Origin of the sequence: Clostridium sp. UBA1056 (assembly GCA_002316385.1) — a bacterium.
GTDB lineage: Bacteria > Bacillota > Clostridia > Clostridiales > Clostridiaceae > Clostridium_J.
Genome location: DCDL01000056.1, coordinates 1 through 21,698, shown reverse-complemented (window position 1 = coordinate 21,698; position 21,698 = coordinate 1). Strand labels below are relative to the sequence as shown.

19 protein-coding genes are annotated in these 21,698 nt (G+C 29.3%); all 19 read left to right on the top strand.

All coding sequences use genetic code 11. The annotated features are described in order from the left end of the window. Nucleotides 1-132 precede the first annotated feature (132 nt). The 19 genes from B3W71_RS15060 to B3W71_RS14970 all read left to right on the top strand — a co-directional run bounded on the left by B3W71_RS15060 (nt 133) and on the right by B3W71_RS14970 (nt 21,585). On the top strand, nt 133-321 hold the full coding sequence (locus B3W71_RS15060) for a hypothetical protein (protein ID WP_346889759.1): 189 nt from the start codon (nt 133-135) through the stop codon (nt 319-321). Nucleotides 322-352: 31 nt separating this feature from the next. Beyond that, the gene (locus tag B3W71_RS15055) at nt 353-964 is read left to right on the top strand and encodes a class I SAM-dependent methyltransferase (RefSeq protein ID WP_346889758.1); all 612 of its coding nucleotides are present in this window, start codon (nt 353-355) and stop codon (nt 962-964) included. Between the two features lie 290 nt (nt 965-1,254). Beyond that, nucleotides 1,255-1,878: a TetR/AcrR family transcriptional regulator gene (locus B3W71_RS15050; protein WP_346889757.1), complete on the top strand. Its 624-nt coding sequence runs from the start codon at nt 1,255-1,257 to the stop codon at nt 1,876-1,878. A 2-nt stretch (nt 1,879-1,880) separates the two neighbouring features. Continuing rightward, entirely contained in the window at nt 1,881-3,161 is a 1,281-nt protein-coding gene (locus B3W71_RS15045) for a cation:proton antiporter (RefSeq protein WP_346889756.1), read from the top strand. Nucleotides 3,162-3,985: 824 nt separating this feature from the next. Then, the gene (locus B3W71_RS15040) at nt 3,986-4,678 is read left to right on the top strand and encodes a response regulator transcription factor (protein ID WP_346889755.1); all 693 of its coding nucleotides are present in this window, start codon (nt 3,986-3,988) and stop codon (nt 4,676-4,678) included. A gap of 8 nt (nt 4,679-4,686) precedes the next feature. Continuing rightward, nucleotides 4,687-5,940, top strand: a complete 1,254-nt coding sequence (locus B3W71_RS15035; protein ID WP_346889754.1) for a HAMP domain-containing sensor histidine kinase — start codon at nt 4,687-4,689, stop codon at nt 5,938-5,940. Nucleotides 5,941-6,012: 72 nt separating this feature from the next. Then, entirely contained in the window at nt 6,013-8,610 is a 2,598-nt protein-coding gene (locus B3W71_RS15030) for an FtsX-like permease family protein (RefSeq protein ID WP_346889753.1), read from the top strand. Between the two features lie 21 nt (nt 8,611-8,631). Next, nucleotides 8,632-9,288, top strand: a complete 657-nt coding sequence (locus B3W71_RS15025; protein WP_346889752.1) for an ABC transporter ATP-binding protein — start codon at nt 8,632-8,634, stop codon at nt 9,286-9,288. 203 nt (nt 9,289-9,491) lie between these two features. Further along, entirely contained in the window at nt 9,492-9,956 is a 465-nt protein-coding gene (locus B3W71_RS15020) for a sigma-70 family RNA polymerase sigma factor (RefSeq protein WP_346889751.1), read from the top strand. 2 nt (nt 9,957-9,958) lie between these two features. After that, a complete protein-coding gene (locus tag B3W71_RS15015) occupies nt 9,959-11,170 on the top strand; it encodes a hypothetical protein (protein ID WP_346889750.1) in 1,212 nt (403 codons plus the stop codon). 445 nt (nt 11,171-11,615) lie between these two features. Then, the gene (locus B3W71_RS15010) at nt 11,616-12,350 is read left to right on the top strand and encodes an MBL fold metallo-hydrolase (RefSeq protein ID WP_346889749.1); all 735 of its coding nucleotides are present in this window, start codon (nt 11,616-11,618) and stop codon (nt 12,348-12,350) included. Nucleotides 12,351-12,496: 146 nt separating this feature from the next. Further along, nucleotides 12,497-14,452 carry a translation factor GTPase family protein gene (locus B3W71_RS15005; protein WP_346889748.1) on the top strand — a complete coding sequence of 652 codons (1,956 nt, stop codon included), beginning with the start codon at nt 12,497-12,499 and terminating at the stop codon, nt 14,450-14,452. 72 nt (nt 14,453-14,524) lie between these two features. Beyond that, the gene (locus B3W71_RS15000; protein ID WP_346889747.1) at nt 14,525-15,502 is read left to right on the top strand and encodes a D-2-hydroxyacid dehydrogenase; all 978 of its coding nucleotides are present in this window, start codon (nt 14,525-14,527) and stop codon (nt 15,500-15,502) included. A gap of 44 nt (nt 15,503-15,546) precedes the next feature. Further along, nucleotides 15,547-16,743, top strand: a complete 1,197-nt coding sequence (locus B3W71_RS14995; RefSeq protein ID WP_346889746.1) for an alanyl-tRNA editing protein — start codon at nt 15,547-15,549, stop codon at nt 16,741-16,743. A gap of 205 nt (nt 16,744-16,948) precedes the next feature. After that, a complete protein-coding gene (locus B3W71_RS14990; RefSeq protein WP_414632039.1) occupies nt 16,949-17,458 on the top strand; it encodes a L,D-transpeptidase in 510 nt (169 codons plus the stop codon). Between the two features lie 240 nt (nt 17,459-17,698). Next, the gene (locus B3W71_RS14985; RefSeq protein WP_346889745.1) at nt 17,699-18,412 is read left to right on the top strand and encodes an ABC transporter ATP-binding protein; all 714 of its coding nucleotides are present in this window, start codon (nt 17,699-17,701) and stop codon (nt 18,410-18,412) included. Then, the gene (locus tag B3W71_RS14980) at nt 18,405-20,051 is read left to right on the top strand and encodes an ABC transporter permease (RefSeq protein WP_346889744.1); all 1,647 of its coding nucleotides are present in this window, start codon (nt 18,405-18,407) and stop codon (nt 20,049-20,051) included. The genes B3W71_RS14985 and B3W71_RS14980 overlap by 8 nt, the downstream gene beginning before the upstream one ends. Before the next feature lie 15 nt (nt 20,052-20,066). Next, nucleotides 20,067-20,453, top strand: a complete 387-nt coding sequence (locus B3W71_RS14975) for a GntR family transcriptional regulator (protein ID WP_346889743.1) — start codon at nt 20,067-20,069, stop codon at nt 20,451-20,453. A 1-nt stretch (nt 20,454) separates the two neighbouring features. Continuing rightward, nucleotides 20,455-21,585, top strand: a complete 1,131-nt coding sequence (locus tag B3W71_RS14970; RefSeq protein WP_346889742.1) for a DUF5808 domain-containing protein — start codon at nt 20,455-20,457, stop codon at nt 21,583-21,585. Nucleotides 21,586-21,698: the final 113 nt, after the last annotated feature.

The window sequence follows — 21,698 nt, the reverse complement described above, 5'->3', positions numbered from 1 at the left end:
GTTTATTAGTAAAGAGTATTTGATTTACATTACTTAATCTATGATTCAATGTATGATAAAATATATATAGTACTTAATTAAAAGGGGGGAAATGGTTATCTAAAAGTTTTAGATATAACCTATATAGTTAACATGGAGGACATTAAATCGGTAGTCTATTGGATTATAGGATTTTTGCTTGCAGACGGATTTAGATATTTACTTAGAGATGTAGATATTCCAGAGTTTTTTAAGTGGACCATAGGAATAGCTATAATTATTGGAGGCTATATTCTTATAAATAAATTATTTATAAGAAATAAAGGTAAAGAAGAAGTATAATTTAAAAAATTTATTTTAAGGGGATGGGGCTATGTACTTTGATGATGAGTCAAAAAAGTGGGATACAGAATATAGAGTTGAAAGAGCAAAGAAAGTTAGTGATGAAATAGAAACCTATTTAGAGGAAAAGGATAATTTGAGGGCATTGGAATTTGGATCCGGTACAGGACTTATATCAGAAAATCTAACTCATAGATTTTCCAGTATATTGATGATGGACTTATCTGAAGGAATGATAGAGCAATTAAAATTAAAAATAGAAAAGAATAATATAAAGAATATGAAAACCTGGTGTGGAGATTTATTTGAATTTCCTGATAGTGGAAAATTTGATGTAATCTATACCTCTATGGCTTTTCATCACATAGAAGACTTGCCAAAGGTGATAAAAAAATTATGTGAGTTACTTGATAAAAATGGAAAATTAATAGTTGTAGACTTATGTCCTGATGATGGTAGTTTCCATGATGAAGTGCATGGATTTAGTGGCCATAACGGATTTAAACTTGCAGATATGGAAGACTTACTAAATAAAGGTGGTTTTGAGGCTAGGGGTTCAAGAGTATTTTATTCAGGGACAAAGGAAACTGAAGGAAAAGAGCATCCATATCAGTTATTTAGTATGTGTGGTATAAAAAAATAAAATCTGTAATTATAAGAGCATCTAAAATGTAAAATGTACCCTATAAAATAGACTTTTTTTAAACTGTCTATTTTATAGGGTACATTTTAAGGTAAGGGTGTTCTTTTTATTTATTTTATATTATCTAACAGTATAAAGAGTAAATGACTATAAATAGTTATCAGTAAATTTATACTAGAAATTCAATTGTAAATTTTTTTGCAATTAATCGTTTATATTATTGACCACCTGGTTTGTTTTTGATAGAATATGATAGACCTGGTAGTCAATATTTGTTTTTGGAGGATATTATGAATCAAAAAGAGAAAAGTCAGCTCAGCAAAGACAAGATATTAAATGCTGCAATAGCGGAGTTTGGAACAAAGACCTATGAAAACGCTTCGCTTAACAATATATGTAACGATAACAAAATTTCAAAAGGACTTATCTATCACTATTTCGAAAGTAAAGACGAACTATTTCTAAAATGCGTTAAGGCTTGCTTTGATGCATTTGTAGATTATCTTAACAAAGAAGAATTTGACCAATTAGATTTTCAGAAGTATATGCAAAGTTATATTGACTTAAGGTATCGTTTTTTTCAAGAAAATGTTTATTACAGCCATATATTTTTTAATGCAGTTTTACAACCGCCCGTACATCTAAAAGAGAAAATTCGGAACTTAAGAGCTGATTTTGATGCACTAAATATTAATCACTATCGTATGGCACTAAGTAATGTAACACTGCGAGATGGTATTACAAAAGAAGAAGCAACGGAATATTTCTTTATTTTTCAAGAAATGTTCAATGGTTATTTTCAAGACAAAGCTTATGAAAGCTTAGACTTCAATTCTATAATAGAAGTACATGAACTTAAACTGTCAAAAATATTGAATATTATGATTTATGGTATTGCGAAGGAGGAATTATAAAAATGACATTCTTAATATTAAGACTTTTATTGGCAATTGTTATTGCATTTTTCATTGGTAAGCTTGTTTCAAAAATCAAGTTACCTGCTATTTTAGGATGGCTACTTACTGGTATGCTACTTGGTCCACATGCATTTGGAATTGTAAATGATGCAGTTTTGAATGCTAGTTGGTATCAGCCTATTATGCACATTTTGGAATGTGGAGTGGGGCTTTTAATAGGTACGGAGCTAGTTTGGAAAAAAATCAAAAAATCTGGTACACAAATTATTGTAACAACATTAACTCAATCATTAGGAACATTTTTTGTTGTGAGCTTGGTATTTGGGGTTGTGTTTTATTTTGTAGGATTTCCTATTTATCTTGCATTTATATTTGGGGGTATTGCTCTTGCAACTGCACCAGCACCAGCACTTTCTATTGTGCGTGAGTTTAAAACAGACGGGCCTGTAACTAAGACATTAATTCCTATGGCAGCCCTTGATGATATGGTAGGAGTAATTGTGTTTTTTTCAACTATATCTATTATCTCTGCCAATCTCTCTGAGCAAAAACTACCAGCTTATATGATATTACTTGTAGTTCTACTACCAATTATTATTGGGATTGTTACAGGATTTTTTGCAGGATTTGTACTGAAAAGAGAACGTTCACCAAAAGTAACTGTATTGTTGCTTAGTGCAACCATACTAATATCAGCAGGTGTTGGTTTCATATTTAATGATTTAGTTTTACCAAAACCTGTACTTAACTTTATGCTTATTGGTATGGCTTTCTCAGCAACATTTTCTAACATGATTTCAGAGGAACGTCTAGACCAAATTATGAACTCATTTAATCCTATTCTTGGTATTTCTATGATTGTAGTTATCTTAAATCTTGGAACACCACTTGACTATCATCTGATTTTAGGTGCGGGATTATTTACTGCCATTTATATCATCTCAAGAGCTGTAGGTAAATATGGTGGAGCATTCATCGGAGCTGTTATAACAGATTCACCAGAAACCGTAAAAAAATATTTAGGACTCACATTGCTTCCTCATTCAGGTGTATCTCTTGTATTTACAGGTATAGCTGTTTCTGTTCTATCAGGGCCAGCACCAGAATATGCTAAGGTTATCCAAGGAACAATTGCAGCGGCTGCTGTTATTAACGAGATTATTGCAGTTATCGCATCTAAAAAGGCTTTTGAATGGGCAGGAGAATTTAATAAAAAAGATGAAATCAGCAATGAAAATATACAGAAAAATGAAAAAAATATGATAGAGAAATCATTATAGATCTTTGAGAGTATTTATAAAATCATGATACAAAACATATTTATACACAGATTCAACCCGCAATCATGGTTTTTATGATAGTCAAAGTCTTTAACCTTTAGATGAAAAAAGTCTTGAAATGACATGTAAAAATAAACTGATTACAATGGATGTTTTGCTATACTATATGTAGTAAATAGATAATCCAAGCCACTCGATATGAAGAAATTCAAATTGAGTGGCTTTTACAATTTTGATCTCTATTTCTCAATAATATTAAATTGTTATAATATATCTACCATAAAAAGCTATTCATATAAATGAAGTTTTAATAAGAAGAGTGTTCTAGATGAATGCTCTTTTATTTTACTCTACGACAATTATATTATTACCTAGGGCATCTTTTACTTCTATTAATATCTCTTCTTTTAATTCTTTTGTATAACTTTTCTCTTTCATCACTTACCTCCAATCACCTTCTACATTTGAACTATAATAAAATGTATTATTAATTGTCCAAACTAATTTAAGGCTTAATATGTTGTTATATTTGGATAAATTTAAATTATTTAACAGGTGGGCAAGTTTGTGATAAAGTTATATATATAGAATAATGTATAATTTTATCATCGTAGTTGGAAATTTGGAAGTTACTAAGAATCAAACAATAATTCGTACAGTTAAAATGCACTCATTAAAGTTAGAATGAAGTAATTTTATGTAAAATTTGATGAAACATTATTATATGGAGGACGAAATTAATGAAAGTACATTTGAATATGCAAATATAAGGTGAAAAGTTAATCAGTTTTTAGTATAAATACTTATTAAAGTAGGAGGAAGGTATGGATAATATTAAGATTTTACTAGTGGAAGATGATGAAGCTGTTGCCTTAGGTATTGAGTATAATTTAAAAAATGATGGCTTTGAAGTAATAAGAGCTGCAGACATATCTAGTGCAAAACAGTTATTTAATGAAGAGTTTAAACTTATTCTTTTAGATATTGGATTACCAGATGGTAATGGATATGAATTTTGTAAGTATGTAAGAGAAAAGAGCAAGGTACCAATAATATTTTTAACAGCATTAGATGAGGAAGTTAATGTAGTCTTAGGCTTTGATCTTGGTGGTGACGATTATATTATAAAACCGTTTAGGTTAAAGGAGCTTTTGTCAAGAATTAAAGCGGTACTTAGAAGGACAAGCAACTCCCCAAAAACAAGATTTATTTCAGGAGATATAGAAGTAAACAGTTTAGATGCAAAGGTTTATAAAAACAAAAAGGAAATTATTTTAACAGCTGTTGAGTATAAGTTGCTTTTATATTTTATGGGTTATCCATATAAGGTTATTTCTAAGGAAGAAATTCTCCACAGGTTGTGGGATATTCAGGGAGATTTTGTGGATGAAAACACACCTGCTGTGTATGTGAGAAGGCTTAGAGAAAAGCTTGAGGATGAACCATCAAAGCCAAACTATTTAGTAAACTTAAGAGGTTTGGGATATAAGTGGGATAAAAATGTTATAGAGGAGTAGTGTGTAAAATGAAAGGTGTATATAAAAATAATTTTTTAAAGCAATTTAGCTTAGTGTGGATTATAGTAGTAACTATTTTAATAATTACATTAAATATTGTTATTAACATAAGCTTTGAAAAAATTAAAAAGAATTATATAAATGAAAGCTGTGCTTTAATAGGTTCATTTTTAAATGCCCAAGCTACTGAAGAAGATAAAGTAGTTGAAGTTTTTACACAAGGCGCAAAATATGAGGATTATGAAAAGGGAAAGCGAATTTTGTCTTCTTATGGTTATAAAGAAGACATGGATATCAAATTGATTCCTAAGGTAAGTGAATCCTATGAAAGATTGAAATTACATATTAATATTCTATTACTCCTTTTTATGGCGATATTATATTTGATTATATTCTTTTTTTATAAGAAAATTGTTATCTATGTTAGAATGCTAAACCAAGGAATAAAAAAGGTAGTTGAAGGGGATTTTTCTTTAAGATTTTCATTTATAGGGGAAGGTCCATTTAGTGTACTAGCGCATAATTTTAATCAAATGGCAGAAAGGTTAGAAAACGCATTAGCTGAGCTTACTAAGGAAAAGATTTTTTTAAAGGATACTTTAGCAAATATATCTCATCAGCTTAAAACTCCAATAACCTCTATGAGCTTATTTACTGAAGCACTAATTAATAATTCTTCTATGGGTAAAGATGATGTAGAGAAAATAGGTTGTAGAATGAGAAGTTCCTTATATTGTATGGAGTGGCTTATAAAAAAATTATTAAAGCTTGCTAAAATTGAAGGCGGAATAGTGGAATATAATAAGACAAATAGCAGCTTTAAGGAAACTATAGAAAAAGCTGTGGAGCCTATATTAATAAGCATAGAAGAGAAAAATATAAACTTCAGAGTGAAGGCTGAAGAAGGTTCGTATCCTCATGATAGAGGATGGACAAGTGAAGCCTTAACAAATATAATTAAAAACTCTATTGATCATACAAAACAGTGTGGTGAGATTTCTATTTGCTATGAAAGTAATTCACTTTATCATAAAATTACCATAAGTGATAATGGAGAAGGTATTGATAAAGAGGACTTACCTCATATTTTTGAACGGTTTTATAAAGGGAAAGGCAGTAGTGGTATAAGAAAGACGGATTCAATAGGAATAGGCTTAGCTCTTTCTAAGAGTATAATAGAAGGTCAGGGAGGCTTTTTACAGGTGGAAAGCATAAAAGAACAAGGAAGTAAATTTACAGTTACCTTTCTTACAAATTTGTAAGAAAGGTATTTATCTTATAGTAAGAATTGAGGAGTATGTTTATAAGTATAGAGGAAAGTGAGGGGAGACAATATGAATAGGTACATAGAAATATCTAATAAGTATCTTAGACAAAACAAAAGGAGAAGTCTGGTCAATATAATTGCAATAATATTAGCTACTATGTTTATAAGTGGTACAGGACACATGATTTATTCTTCTCAACAAAATATTATTACTATGTTAAGAGAAGATGGAGATTATCATGTTAAATTTGAATTGACGCAAAAGGAAAAATTTCTAGATATTAAGGTACACTCGGCGGTAGAGAAGGCAACCTTTTGTCAAAAACTTGGAAGTGTACCATTAGGAGAAAAAGCATTAGTAATCAATGAAATAAATAGTGATGGTTTTAGCTTATTAGGTGTAAGACTAAAAGAGGGAAGATTTCCACAGCAAGCTAATGAAATAATATTAAATTTAGACTTTAAAGAAGAAGAGCAAAAAAAGATTGGAGATAAAATAACTGTTAAACTATATGATAACAGAAATATAGATTATACTATTGTAGGTTTTTCACAATCTACTGATAGTGCTTTTATGAAGACATTTAATGCATACACTGTTAGCAATAATATAGTGGTTGATAATGTAGAAGTCTATGTAAAATTAAAGGAAGTAGGGAAGTTAAATAATAAAATAGACAATTTAGCTAAGGACTTTAGTATAGATGTTAATAAAATTTCAAAGAATGAAGCACTCTTAACCGCAATGGGGGAAGGTAGAACCAAAAGTGACATTATAGATTATATCACTTTCTTTATGGTAGCTATTATTGTAATGATTGCAACATTAATATTTATATACAATTCATTTAATATATCTACTATGGAAAGAATGAAGGAATATGGACTAATAAAGGCTATAGGTGGAACTAACAAGCAGATAAAAAAAATTATTTTAAAGGAAGCTTTTATAATTGGAGTAATAGCCTTGCCTATAGGGCTAATTTTAGGAATAGCAGTAGGTTCAGTATTATTTAGAACATTTAATAGTTTGATTTTTAGTAAATCGGTTACTATAAAAATATATTATTCTCTATATAGTATCTTGGGAACAATAATAATTACTATTATCACATTATATTTATCAGTAATTTCAATGCTAGGAAAAGTAAAAAATATATCACCACTAGATTGCTTTACTAATAGGAGTTGTGATGTGAAAAAAGTAAGTACAAGAAAAGGGGATTTAAGGAACAAGCTTTTCAGCATTGAAGGAATTATTGCAAATAGAAATATAAGAACCAATAAGGGAAGATTTAGAACAACAGTGTTTTCAATTGTATTTTCGATAACACTTTTTATTACATTTAGTAGTTTAGTTTGCAACATAGAACAACTACCTTATGAAGCCTTGCCAACAGATATGCAGCTTAGTTGGTATAATCATTACTTCACTAATATATACAATGAGGAAAACAGTAAAGAAACGATAAAAAGCAATAGTGAACAAATAGAGTTAGTTGTAGAGAATGCTGAAAAAATTAATGGAGTAAAAGATGTATATAGAATATATCAGGGCATAAAATCTTATACTTTTATACCTGAAAAGAAAGCAATGGTAAAGGGTGATTCAATCAGTATTAAAGGTAACAAATATACTAATATAAAATCTGAAATAGTACCAATTGATTTAAACACTATTGATCAGCTTTCACCATATCTTTTAAACAAATTTGATAATGAGGAAAAAATGGAAAAAGAAAGAGGCGTTTATATTACTCAAATAAGCTATGAGCAAGACATGGAAAGTTTATGTGACATAAAATATAAGAAGAAGGATATAGCAACTTTGAAGGTAGGAGATGAAATACTAATTGATACATCAAATTTAATGTATACTAATAAATTTGAAAGTAATGATAATATAGAAAAAGAAGCTATGAAGGTAAAGATTTTGGGTATAGTTAGGGTGAATCTCTTCGATAGGGAGAGCATTAAAGATATGTCTCCAGTAATATACATGCCTAGGTCGCTTTACAATGAGTTGATTGAAAAGAAATGTGCGAATTTATCTAAAGGCAATGAGAGTGACGTTAATAAAAAACTGGAACTGGATAGATTGCAGCCTGCACAACTTAAAGGCATGGTTGTAAGTTACAAGGATAATATAAGCAGTAAGGAAAGAGAATATATTGGAAAAGAACTATTGGAGCAATGGAAATCATGTACTAATGATAAAAAATTTAATAGTTTAACAGCTTTTGATGAAAAAAGTGATAAATATATTAAATTTGGTAAGCTCTTTTACTTCAGTGTCATAGCATTTATAACTATTATAAGTATGGCAAATGTATTTAATATAGTAAATACTAATGTAATTTTAAGAAGTAAAGAATTGGCGCTTTTAAGTGTTGTTGGTGCTTCTAGAAATAGTATAAAGAATATAATGTATTTAGAAGGAATGCTATATTCAATTATAGGAATAACCTATGGAACTATTATTGGAGGTATAAATTCTATACTGATCAGTATGATGTTTAGAAGTGGACATGATATAGCATATGTGTATCCTTATAAGGAAACTTTGATAAGTATAGTGCTTTTCATAGCGGTCGGAATAGTGGCAATATATTTTCCATTAAGGAAAATTAAAAAGGAAAACCTATTGCAATATAAAGAATATTAGATTAGGTTAGGGGGAAGTTTAATGTTAACCATAAAGGAACTTTGTAAAACATATGGAAGTGGAGAAGCAAAGGTAGATGCTTTAAAAAATATAAATTTAACTATTAATCAGGGAGAATTTGTGGCTATAGTAGGGGCTAGTGGCTCAGGAAAGAGTACTCTTCTTCATACTATGGCTGGTTTAGATAAGCCTACAGAAGGTAATGTAATTATTGATAATCAGGATATATATACTTTAGATGGAGATAATCTTGCGGTTTTTAGAAGAAGAAAAATGGGCTTTGTGTTTCAGTCCTTTAATTTAATTGATGTGTTAACCTTAGAGGAAAATATACAGCTGCCTGTACTACTAGATCATCAAAAAATAGATAAAGATTACCTGAATGAATTATTAGAGCTATTAGGTTTAAGAGATAGAAAAGATCATCTCCCGTCGCAGCTTTCTGGAGGGCAACAACAGCGGGCTACTATAGCAAGGGCATTAATATACAAGCCTTCAATTATATTTGCAGATGAGCCTACAGGAAATCTTGATAAAAAGAATTCAAAAGAGGTAATGGAGCTGCTTAAATTATCCTCTAAAAAGTATAAACAAACACTAGTGGTTGTAACTCATGATTTAGAAATAGCTTCAGAAGCAGATAGGATAATTACTCTTTCGGATGGAGAGATTAGGTGACAATCCCCCGAAATTTGTAGCAACTCTTATGGAATTAGGTCAGCTAGGGTTGATTCTCCTAGAGGAATCAGTATTATTATATAATTTATATTAAGCGTGAAATATATTTACAGAAAAAATTATCCATTATTGTAAAATAATTTGGACACTTTCAAAGTTTCCTACGTTATATTAATGAAAGCATTAATTGGGGAAGTGATACAGTGAAGGTTTATTCTGTTTATAAAAAATATAACAAGGATTTCATTGCCTATGCAAAATCTATTACCGGTAATAAAGATGTAGCTTTTGATCTTGTACAAGACGCTTATGTAAGAGCATTAGAAAATGAGAATATATTTTTAAATATGAATGAATATCAAATAAAAGGTTGGTTTTTTACAGTAATAAAAAATAGAAATATTGATTTTATAAGGAAAGAAAATAAAATAGTTCTCTTTGATAATGGGGTGCCAGAAGAATGGATTGAAAGCTTTGAAGAGGAAGTTCTTATAAAAAATTTAATAGAAACACTGCCAGAAAAGAATAAGAAGATATTAAGGCTTAAGTATAATATGCATTTAAATAGCAATGAAATAGGAAAAATACTAGGAATATCTCCTTCAACAGTAAGATCCCAATTAAGTGCTTCATTAAAACTATTAAAAAAGAATTTACAGGGGGTATAGAGATGTCCAGAATTAAAAATATAAATATTTTAGATGTTAGAAATATTAAAGAGGATTTAGCAAAGGAGATTTCTGAAATATGGAATGTAGGATTTCTTATAGAAAGTGATGATTCACAATTATTGCTTAAAGATTGCAAAAAAATGAATGTAGGAGTGACTGTAAAGGCGCCCAAAGCCATAGAAGTTATAAACTCTTCAGGAGAACTTGAAATAGACAGAGAGTATTTAGAAGGATTTTCAAAACCAGTAATTTTTATAGTAAGCGGCTCTGTTACATTTAAGGCAGATATAGATAGTAAGCTAATAGAAGAAAAAATATATTTCATGGCAGTGCAAGGTGAACTTATATGTGCTAAAAACCTAGCAGGATCTATACAAGCGAGGTGTAAAGTTCAAGGTAAAATTTTAAAATATAATACAGGACATATCTTTTTTAAAGATAAATTTAAATTGACAAATAAGTCTATGGAAAGCTTGCCATCAAAAGCTAAGCTATCTTTCAATGAATTAATAATTTTAGAGCCTATGGATAAAAAGATTTTTGAAGAAAAAATAGCAAATATCCAAGTTTTAAACAGACTAGTTGTAAATGGGGAATTTGAAAATATTATTTCAGAATATGTTGAAGATTATTACTCAATAGATAAAGTTATATTGCCAAAGAGCGCAGGCAATATAAATTATATAAATGATGATACTATTATTAATGACAGTTCAATAAAAAAATACAAAGATAGTATTTTATTTGTAGAAGGTGAAGTAGAAATAGCTTTAGAAGAGGACATAAAGCTTGAAGATTATATTAAAACTTTATATTCAGAAAAGGTTATTTGTAAAGATAAGGATTACGACAGTGTTAAAAAAGTTTTAGGTAGTGATGATATAGAAGTAGAGATAATAAATGGAAAAGTAATTAGAAACATTGGCAAATTAAGCTTTTCAGGAAATATGGATCAAATTCAAGAAGAAATAAGTATAAGGAATGTGGGAAAGTTAATATTTGAAGATAATATTGAGATTGATAAATTTAAGGAAAAAATTTTGTCTATAATTAATTACGGTATTATTATAGCGCCAGAGCATCTAATGGGAGCTGTAAATAGTAAACTAAAGGATAACTATGGAAAGGTTAAATCCTCAAAAGAAATAAATAGTGATAAAAAAGAATCAGAGAGGATATTGTATGCCAATTTATTAGAGTTAACATTATAGCTAGCAAAAATCCACCGGCATGTTTAGAGTCAGGAATCGTATTACAAATATTCCTTGACAATAACAAAATTAAACTATATATTTAAAGAAAATTATAATTATAAAAAGGAGATTTAAGGGGATGTACACAATAGTTCTTAAGTAAGCTATTAAAATTAAATAGTTTAAAATGCTTTAAAGTTCTAAGATAGAGCTTTGTTTAATGATGCATTTTAAGAACAATATCTTCTATTAAACTCTTTTATATAAAAATTAAATAACTACAAGTGCATATATATAAATATATATGATTATTTATATTAAGATAAAATATAGATAAATATATTGTGTATTAAGTTTAATTTGAATGTAATAAAAGATTTTTATGTAAATAAAATCCCTGTGGATGATATTGTTCATCTACAGGGATTTTTTAAATTTTATATTAAAAAGGGTGGGATGTTTTATGGCATTAACAAAAGTTACAGAAAGGATCTATTTTCTTGAAAATGATAGAGAAGCAGATAGGCCATTAATTGGATATATTAAAGGAGATAAGTATTCCTTAATGGTGGATGCAGGAAACTCGAAAAATCATGTTGAAAAATTCAATAATTCTATAGAAAAATTAAATTTAAGATTACCTGATTATGTAGCTATTACTCATTGGCATTGGGATCATACTTATGGCATGAATGCAGTTACAGGAAAAACAATAGCATGTGAAATAACTAATGAAAGATTAAAGATTATGTCTAAATGGCAATGGACAGAAGAAGCAATGAATCAGCGTCTTTTAACTGGTGATGATATTGAATTTGCAGATACTAATATTCGTAAAGAATATAAATCTCTTCAAGATATAAAAGTTATACATGCTGATATAGTATTTAAAAATGATTTAGAAATAAACTTAGGAGGGCTAGTGGTTATTTTAAAAAATGTTATTGCGCCTCATTCAGAGGATTCTGTCATAGTCTATGTACCTGAAGAAAAAGTAGTATTTATAGGAGATGCCTACAGTATAGATTTTTACAATAACTACAAGTATGATTTAGTTAAATTACAAAGTTTTATAAATATGTTAGAGAGTTTAGAGTTTGGTACTTGTTTCTTAGGGCACTCATCACCTCTAAAAAAGACAGAGATTATTGAGTATTTAAAATCGCAATATAAGAAAATCTCTATAAGTAATGATTAACTATCGTCTAAATTTACTATTAAAATTAAAATGGTGGGATTGACCTAAAGAAAAGAGTTTAGTGAATTGTATTTATAACTGAACCATAGAAGAATATTGTGATAAAATAAATCTAATGATACTGTACAATAAAGGGGAAGTTTATAGTGAAAAAGGCAATAGGGATTTTTGCTCATGTGGATGCAGGAAAGACCACATTTTCAGAGCAATTACTTTATCATACAAAGAGTATTAAAGCTAGAGGAAGAGTTGATCATAAGGAAGCTTTTTTGGATAGCCATAAGATAGAAAGAGAAAGAGGAATAACAGTTTTTTCTGACATAGGAATTTTTAAATATAAAGATTCAGAATATTATTTAATAGATACTCCAGGACATATAGATTTTTCTCCAGAGATGGAGAGATCTATAGGTATTCTAGATTATGCTATCCTTTTAATAAGTGCAGTAGAGGGAGTGCAAGGTCACACAGAGACAGTATGGCAGTTACTTAGAAGAAATAATATACCTACTTTTATATTTATAAATAAGATAGACAGAGAAGGTGCTGATTTACAGAAAGTTATCCATGAGATAAGAAATACTTTAAGTAGTGAAGTTTGTTTAATTGAAGAAGAATTATATAATTTAGGTGATGAAAATATAGAATTTATAGCCGAAAGAAACGAGGAATTATTAGAAATTTATTTAGATAAAGGCTATGATAACTGCTTATGGATAGATAAATTAAAAGAGCTTATTAAGTCAGGAAAAATATTCGTAGCTTTAAAGGGATCAGCATTATTAGATGAAGGTGTAAAAGAGTTTTTAGAGAAGTTTAATAATCTTAGCTATACTAACTATGAAAAGACAGAGGATAATAAAGACTTCAAAGGTAGAGTATTTAAGGTTAAGTATGATGAAAAAGGTAATAGAGTTACCTTTATAAAAGCATTACAGGGTGAGTTAAAAGTAAAGGATGAAATTATATATAGTGTTAATGGGGAAGAAATAAGAGAAAAAATAAATGAAATTAGAAGTTATAATGGAAATAGATATGAGAGTAAAGATAAAATTGTTTCAGGTGAAATTCTTGGAGTTGTAGGCATAAGCTCTCTAAGAGCTGGTATGGGTATAGGAGTTTCTGATTTAAATGAGTTTTCTATGATCCCAACTCTAAGAGCAAAGGTGGACTTTGATAAAAATGTAAATCCTAGAGAAGTATTAAGATACTTTAAGATTTTGGAGAGTGAAGAAAATAGTTTAAATGTAATATGGAGTGAAGAGTTACAAGAGATTCATATTAGTATAATGGGAAAAATACAACTAGAAGTTTTAAAGGATATATTAAAGGATAGATTTAATTTATCAGTGAATTTTGGAACTCCAGAAATATTGTATAAGGAAACTATGGAAGGTGAAGTAGATGGATTTGGTCATTTTGAGCCCCTTCGTCACTATGCTGAAGTTCATTTGAAATTAAAAGAAGGACCTAGAGGATCTGGCATAACATTTAAAAATAAATGTCATAGTGATTTTTTAACTACAGGAAATCAAAACCTTATAAGAACTCATATATTTGAAAGAGAGCATAAGGGAATACTTACAGGAAGTATAATTACAGATATAGAAATAACTCTTATGAATGGTAGAGCTCATTTAAAGCATACAGAGGGTGGAGACTTTAGAGAAGCAACTAAAAGAGCTATTAGACAAGGGTTAGAAAGCGCTAAAAATATATTACTAGAACCTTATTATAAATTTAAAATAGATGTAGATGTTAATTTAATGGGAAGGGTTATTAGTGATATTCAAAAGATGAGTGGTATTTTTAATGAGCCTAGGAATTATGGGGAAAGAATTATAATAGAAGGAAGGGGACCTGTAGCTACCTTTATGAATTATGCCTTAGAGTTTCAAGCTTTTACAAAAGGAAAGGGAAGTCTAAGTTTAGTATTTCATGGATATGATATATGCCATAATTCAGAAGAAGTTATAGAGACTAAAGGATATAATAAAGATGCAGATCCGGAATATACGTCTTCTTCTATTTTCTGCGCTAAAGGTGTAGGATATGCAGTACCTTGGGATCAAGTCAAGGAACATATTCATTGTCTAAAATAAAACTTTATTAAAAATTTAATAAATACAGTATCTTGTGCTATGGTACACGAGATATTATTAGGAGTGATAATTATGGAAAATGAAATCGATATAGTTGTATTGATACCTATGGAAGAAAGACAGATAAGCGATTTAATGTCAGTTGCTCCAGGGGCTAATTTTATATTTTCTTCAGCAAAGGAAATAAATAAAGCAACTCTTGAAGATGCTCATATAATTATTGGGAACCCACCAGTTCATATGGTTAAGGAATGTAAAAAGTTAAAATGGTTACAACTTAATAGTGCGGGAGCTGATATGTTTGTTAAGGAAGGTATACTTCCAGAGGGAGTGAAATTAACTAATGCCACTGGTGCTTATGGATTAGCTATATCAGAGCACATGATAGGGGTTTTACTTTCTATATATAAAAAGTTGTATCTTTATAGGGATAATCAAAACAATAATCTTTGGAAGGATGAAGGTGAAGTTAAATCTATTTATGGATGCACTGCTCTAATTATAGGACTTGGAGATATTGGAGGAGAATTTGCAAAGAGAATTAAAGCGCTAGGTGGATATACTATAGGAATAAGAAGACGTGATACTAATAAACCTGAATACTTAGATGAGTTATATCTTATGGATAAAATTGATGAGGTATTACCGAAGGCGGACGTGGTAGCACTAAGTCTACCAGGAACTAAGGAAACCTATAAATTATTTTCTAAAGAGAGAATTTCTAAAATGAAAAAAGATTCAGTGCTTTTAAATGTAGGTAGAGGTACTGCTATAGATACAGAAGCTCTTTGTGATGCTTTAGAAGAGGGAAGGCTTTTAGGGGCTGCCTTAGATGTAACGGACCCTGAACCATTATCAAAGGATCATAGAATTTGGGATATAAAAAATGCTATAATTACACCTCATATTTCTGGAGATTATCATCTAAAGGAAACCCATGAACGTATAGTTAGAATTGCTACTCACAATTTAGAGTGCTTTATAAAGGGAAAAGAACTTAAAAATATAGTTGATTTTTCTACAGGATATAGAGACTTAAAGACAAAGTAATCTTAGAAATTTATTTACACAGTAAGGTAAGGGAGAGAGATACAATGGAGAAACTTTATTATAAAGATCAATACATGAAGGAATTTGTGGCTGAATTAGAAAGAGTTGAAGAAAGAGATGGGAAATTCCATGTAGTTCTAGATAAAACAGCTTTTTTCCCAGGTGGTGGAGGTCAATTTTGTGATTTAGGACTTATAGAAAATGAACCTGTACTGGATGTTTATGAAGAAGAAGGTGTAATATATCATGTTCTTAATAAGAAACCTATAAAGCTTCATAAACTAAAGTGCTCTATAGATTGGGAAAGAAGAAGGGATGGAATGGACCAACACCTCGGTCAGCATGTGTTATCAGGATGTTTTTATAAGATATTCAATGCAAATACAGTAGGTTTTCACATGGGAAGAGAGATATGTACTGTAGATATAGAGGGAATATTAGAAGAAGAGAAAATAAGAGAAGCTGAGAGAGCTGCAAACTTAATTATAGGAGATAATCTTCCAGTAGAATTTTTAGTTCCAGATAAAAAGGAGCTAAAGAAAATGGGATTAAGAAGAGCATTACCTAATACTAATGAAGAAATAAGAGTTGTTAAGATTGCAGATTTAGATATTAATGCTTGTTGTGGAGTACATCCAAGCTCTACTTTAGAACTTAGAATGATTAAAGTGAGAAGATGGGAAAAGCATAAAGGAGCAACGAGAATAGAATATGTATCAGGAAAAAGAGCTGTGGAAGATTCCTTTAAGAAGGATAGATTTACTACCAGCGTATGTAGATATTTAAATGCTAGCGAAGACGAAGCTATAAATGGAATTAAGAATTTGAATGAAAAGCTTAAAGAAGTTCTAGATAAGAATAAAAAATTAAGTGAAGAAGTAGCTGCCTATGAAGTAAAAGATATGGTTGACCAAGGTGAAAAAATTGGTGATATAACTATAGTTAAGAAAATATATGATAATGAAGATACAAAGTATGTTAATAAGGTTACTTCAAAGATTATAGAAAATGACAATACTATAGCTTTAATGGCCATTAAAAATGGGGAAAGAGCAAATATTATCTTTGCTGCATCAAAGGATTTTAAAGGAATATCTATGAATGAGCTTTTAAAAGATGCAATTACATTAATTGATGGTAAAGGTGGTGGAAGTAGCCATCAAGCTCAAGGCGGAGGAAAAAATAATAGTAATCTTCATGGAGCTCTAGATTATGCTATAAATAAAATAAAAAATAAATAATACAGAACAAGGAGCAGAATTCATTTTAGGCATCTTCAAAAAATAAATAAGTCAGAATGCTCGTCTATTTTGTGTTATCTGATGACTACCCGCTCTAATACTCCCATCTTTGACTTGTTATTTATTTTCAGATGCCTTAAGTTACATTAACATTTTATAATTAAGTACATAATATATGCGTATACAATATTATAGTGGAGTAATTATGAAATATGTAAAAGGTGCATTAAGGTCAGTTAAAGGTAAATTAAACTCTATAAACATGAGAATAAAGGGTGCATATAGAAGTGACTATAATATAACGGTGACTCAACGAGTAAATTCAAAAGGATTGAAAAGTGATACTGAATATTTAATATATGTGGAGCTTAATAAATTTAAGACTAATGTATTTAAAAAGAGTGGTAATCAGTGGTCCTTAGTAAAGTCTTATATATGTTCAATAGGAAAACCGTCTACACCAACTATAAAAGGTACATTTAAGGTTGGTATAAAAGGCCCATACTTTGGAGTAGAGCATGGTTATATATGCTATTATTATACACAAATCAAGGGAAATTATCTTTTTCATTCTATAATATATAATTTAGATGGAACAGTGAGAGATGGAAGATTAGGTATGAGGATTTCTGATGGATGTATAAGACTTGCAAAGGAAAATGCAAAATGGATATACGATAATGTTCCAAAGGGAAGTACTATTTATATAGAATAGGTAAATTAAAAGGGATTTTCATAAAATGAACTAAATCTTAGATAAATGCTGAGCATGCACTTATATTAAAGTGCTTATTCAATATTTTATATAAGATTAGTGAATTATTTTGTGAAAGCCCTTTTTTATTTAGAAAACTATTAAAAATAAGCTATAAAGAGTCTTATTAATCTCTTGAAGATTTGTTATAACTGTTATATTATATATATAACAGTTATAACAAATAAGGTGGTATGTAGAATGTTAAAGATAAATAATTTTTCAAAGGCCTATAGCAATAGTAAAAAAGCAGTAGATAATATATCTCTTGAAGTGAAACCAGGAGAAATATTCGGATTTATTGGTCATAATGGTGCAGGTAAAACTACTACTATTAAAGCGGTAGTAGGAATTTTAGATTTTGAAGAGGGCGAGATTTTAGTAAATGGTAAGTCTATAAAATCTAATCCAATAGAATGTAAGAAAGATATAGCTTATATTCCTGATAATCCAGATTTATACGATTCTTTAACAGGTATTCAATATTTAAATTTTATAGGAGATATTTTTAAGGTGTCAAAGGAAGAAAAAGAATCACTTATAAAGAAGTATAGTGAAGCCTTCGAGCTTACAAAGTCTTTAGGAGATTTAATTTCATCCTACTCTCATGGTATGAAGCAAAAGTTAGCTCTTATATCAGCATTTATTCATAGGCCTAAACTATTAGTTTTAGATGAGCCCTTTGTTGGATTAGATCCTAAGGCTGCGCATATTTTGAAAGAATTTATGAGAGAACTATGTAATGAAGGCGGAGCTATATTTTTCTCTACCCATGTACTAGAAGTTGCTGAAAAATTATGTAATAAAATAGCTATCATTAAAGGTGGAAAGATAGTAGCTTCAGGAGATACCAATACAGTTAAAGGTGATGGTAGTCTAGAAGAAATATTTATGGAGTTGATTGACAATGAGTAATTTAAAAATTCTATTAAAAAATAGCATTATAAACAATTGGGGAATAAATAAGTTCCTAAAAGAAGAATCAAAGAGTGAAAGAATAAAAAATATCTCAATACTTTTGGCAATATTACTAGGAATATTTTCTGTAGGTATGTTAATCGTAATGTATTCCTTAGCTATAGCTAACCAATTAGGACAGTATGGATATTTAAATCTCATTTTAATAAGTGCAATGATTCTTAGTACTATGTTTTCATTTTTTACCTCTGTGTATAAGGCTCAAGGAGTTCTATTCTCTTCAAGAGACTTTGAAACTCTGATGAGTTTACCAATAAAGCCTAGTATAATCTTAGCTAGCAAGATGATTGAATTATTATTGCTAAACTATTTATTTGTAGCCTTAGTAACAATTCCACCATCTATAGTTTATTTTATGAAGGCTGACACCAGTATAGTATTTTTCCTTTATTTATTAATAGGTATAGTTTTTATTCCTCTTCTACCTATAGTTATGGCTGCTATTATAGCCTTTGCTATTAGCTATATATCTTCAAGGATGAAGCATAAAGCTCTAATTCTAAATATGGGAACTTTGATAGTTGTAATTATAATTGTGATAGGTTCATTTAAAATAGATAAAATCATAAATATGGTCATAGCAAACAGTGCATCTATAATTGAAGGAATAAAAACTATTTATCCACCTTCTTATTATTTTACTGATGCTTTAGCTAGTTTAAATTTATTATCTATGGTTAAGCTTATTCTATGGTCAATAATTCCATTTATATTATTCTTAATAGTCTTTGGTAGAAGCTTTAAATCAATAAATTTAAGATTAGGAGAAACCTTTAAAAAATCTAATTATAAGTTAACAACTTTAAAATCTAATACATTAAGAGGAGCACTAATCAAGAAAGAATTTAAGAGATATTTTTCATCTTCTATATATGTAACTAACACAATAATAGGGGTAGTTTTAGTAACGGTAGCTGCCGTGGCTTGCTTAATTATGGGAGGAGACTTCGTGCTAGATCAGATGGCACAATCTAGTGATACAGACATTCAGGCAATAGCACCATTATTAAAACAGGTAATGCAATTTGCACCACTTATAATAATATCTTTTGGTGTAGGATTAACATGCACTACGGGCTCAGCTATATCTATTGAAGGAAAGAATCTATGGATTTTAAAATCTTCTCCACTAGAAGTTAAAGATATATTTATAAGTAAGATAGCTGTTAATATTATTTTACTAGTACCTGCAATAATCTTTGATACAATTATGATTGCCATAGCTTTTGATTTAACTTTAATAAATTTTATGTGGACTATATTAATTCCAACACTACTCGCAATATTGGTGTCAGTAGGAGGGCTATTAATTAATTTATATTTTCCAAAGCTAGACTGGACTTCGGAGGTACAGGTAGTAAAGCAAAGTTTAAGTTCCATGATAAGTATCCTTATGGGAGGAGTACTTGTAGCTGTGACGATTTTTGTAACTATAGGAATTAATAAGGTTTTTGCAATTACAAATGTTAATTTATATTTAGGGGTTATAGCATTATTACTATTTCTTTTGATATTATTAGTATATACATTATTAAAAACTAAGGGAGAAAAGTTGTTTAATAGATTAAGCAGCTAAATAGGAGATGAGGTTTTGATTTTAAAAATAGATTTTGATTCGGAAATACCTATATACATCCAGATAAAGAATCAGGTTGTAGAAGGGATAGCTAAGGGAGAGTTAGAAGAAGGTGAAGAACTTCCTTCTGTTAGAGGACTGGCCGATGATATTGGAGTGAATATGCACACTGTGAATAAGGCATATTCTCTTTTAAAGGATGATGGCTATATTAAAATAGATAGAAGAAAGGGTGCTTTCATATCTCTTAACTTAAAAAGTTCTGATGAAGGATTTAAAGAAAGCTTAAATTATGAACTAGAATATTATATGGCGGAGTGCTTCAATAGAGGCATAAGTAAAGAGGATATAAAGATTTATATTGATAACATTTTTAGCGGTTTTAAGAAGGTGGATAGATAATATGGATAAATGGTTATTCTTAGCATTTATGAACTCATTACTTTTAGTTGTATTTTTAACTAGCTATTTTATAAACAATATATCTAATAATGGTATCTTCTTTGGAGTGAGATTTCCCAAGGAATATCAAGGAGAAAAGGAACTAAAAGATATAGAAAAATCCTATAGAAAAGTTATATTTACTATCTTCTTAATCATGTTTATAGGTGTGAACCTCCTATTTTTTAATCTTGATAACTACAGTGAAGATATCCTAGGAGCTATAATGGGGATAACAACTGTGGGAAGTCTAGTAATAAGCTCTATAGTATATATACCATACTATAAAAAGACTAAAATATTAAAAAAAGATAAAAACTGGACTTATACTAGAAGAAATGTAGTTGTTGTAGAAACTACTTTAAGAAAGCCTAAAAAAGATGAGAAAATAAAGCCCATAGATTCAAAGTGGTTTTTAATGTTATTTTTATTTCCATTGATAAGCATTGGATTAACTATCTATAAATATGATGCATTACCTAAGATAATGGCAATACCTTATACTAGTTTTGGTGAATTTGATAAAGATACCTTAAGAGGATTTCTTATAATATATCAATTTCCTATAGCTCAGATTTTCTTGGCTGCATTATTATATGGAACAAATAAAGTAATCATTAGTTCTAAGGTTGATTTAAATAGTGGAAGTATTGAAAAAGCTATTATGCGAAAAAAGAAGTTTAAAAAAATAGGATCAATATTAATGATGGCAATGGCACTTCAAATCCTTATTTTATTTTCATTAATCCAAGCATCTATATTATTTAACTTTGAGTTAATGATAATTAACTATATATTTATGATAATTTTAATGGCAACCATAATCATATTTATTATTGTTTTCATAAAGATTGGCCAGGGTGGAAGAAATATAACCGCAAAAGATGAAAAAGATGAACTATATAAAGATGATGATGATAAGTGGATATTAGGAAGTATATATTACAATAAAAATGATCCAGCATGGATAGTAGAGAAAAGGTTAGGTATGGGTTGGACTGTAAATTTTGCTCAACCAAAGTCTTGGATAGCTGTAGGCGGGCTTGTTGTATTTATAATAGGTAGTATAGTTATGTCTATATTACTTAAGTAAAACAATATGAAAGAATATCATAATAAAAATTACTCTTTATAAATCACAATATAATTTTGATGTTTCCTGAGAACAGAGTTAAGGCATCTGAAAATAAATAATAAGTCAAAGAT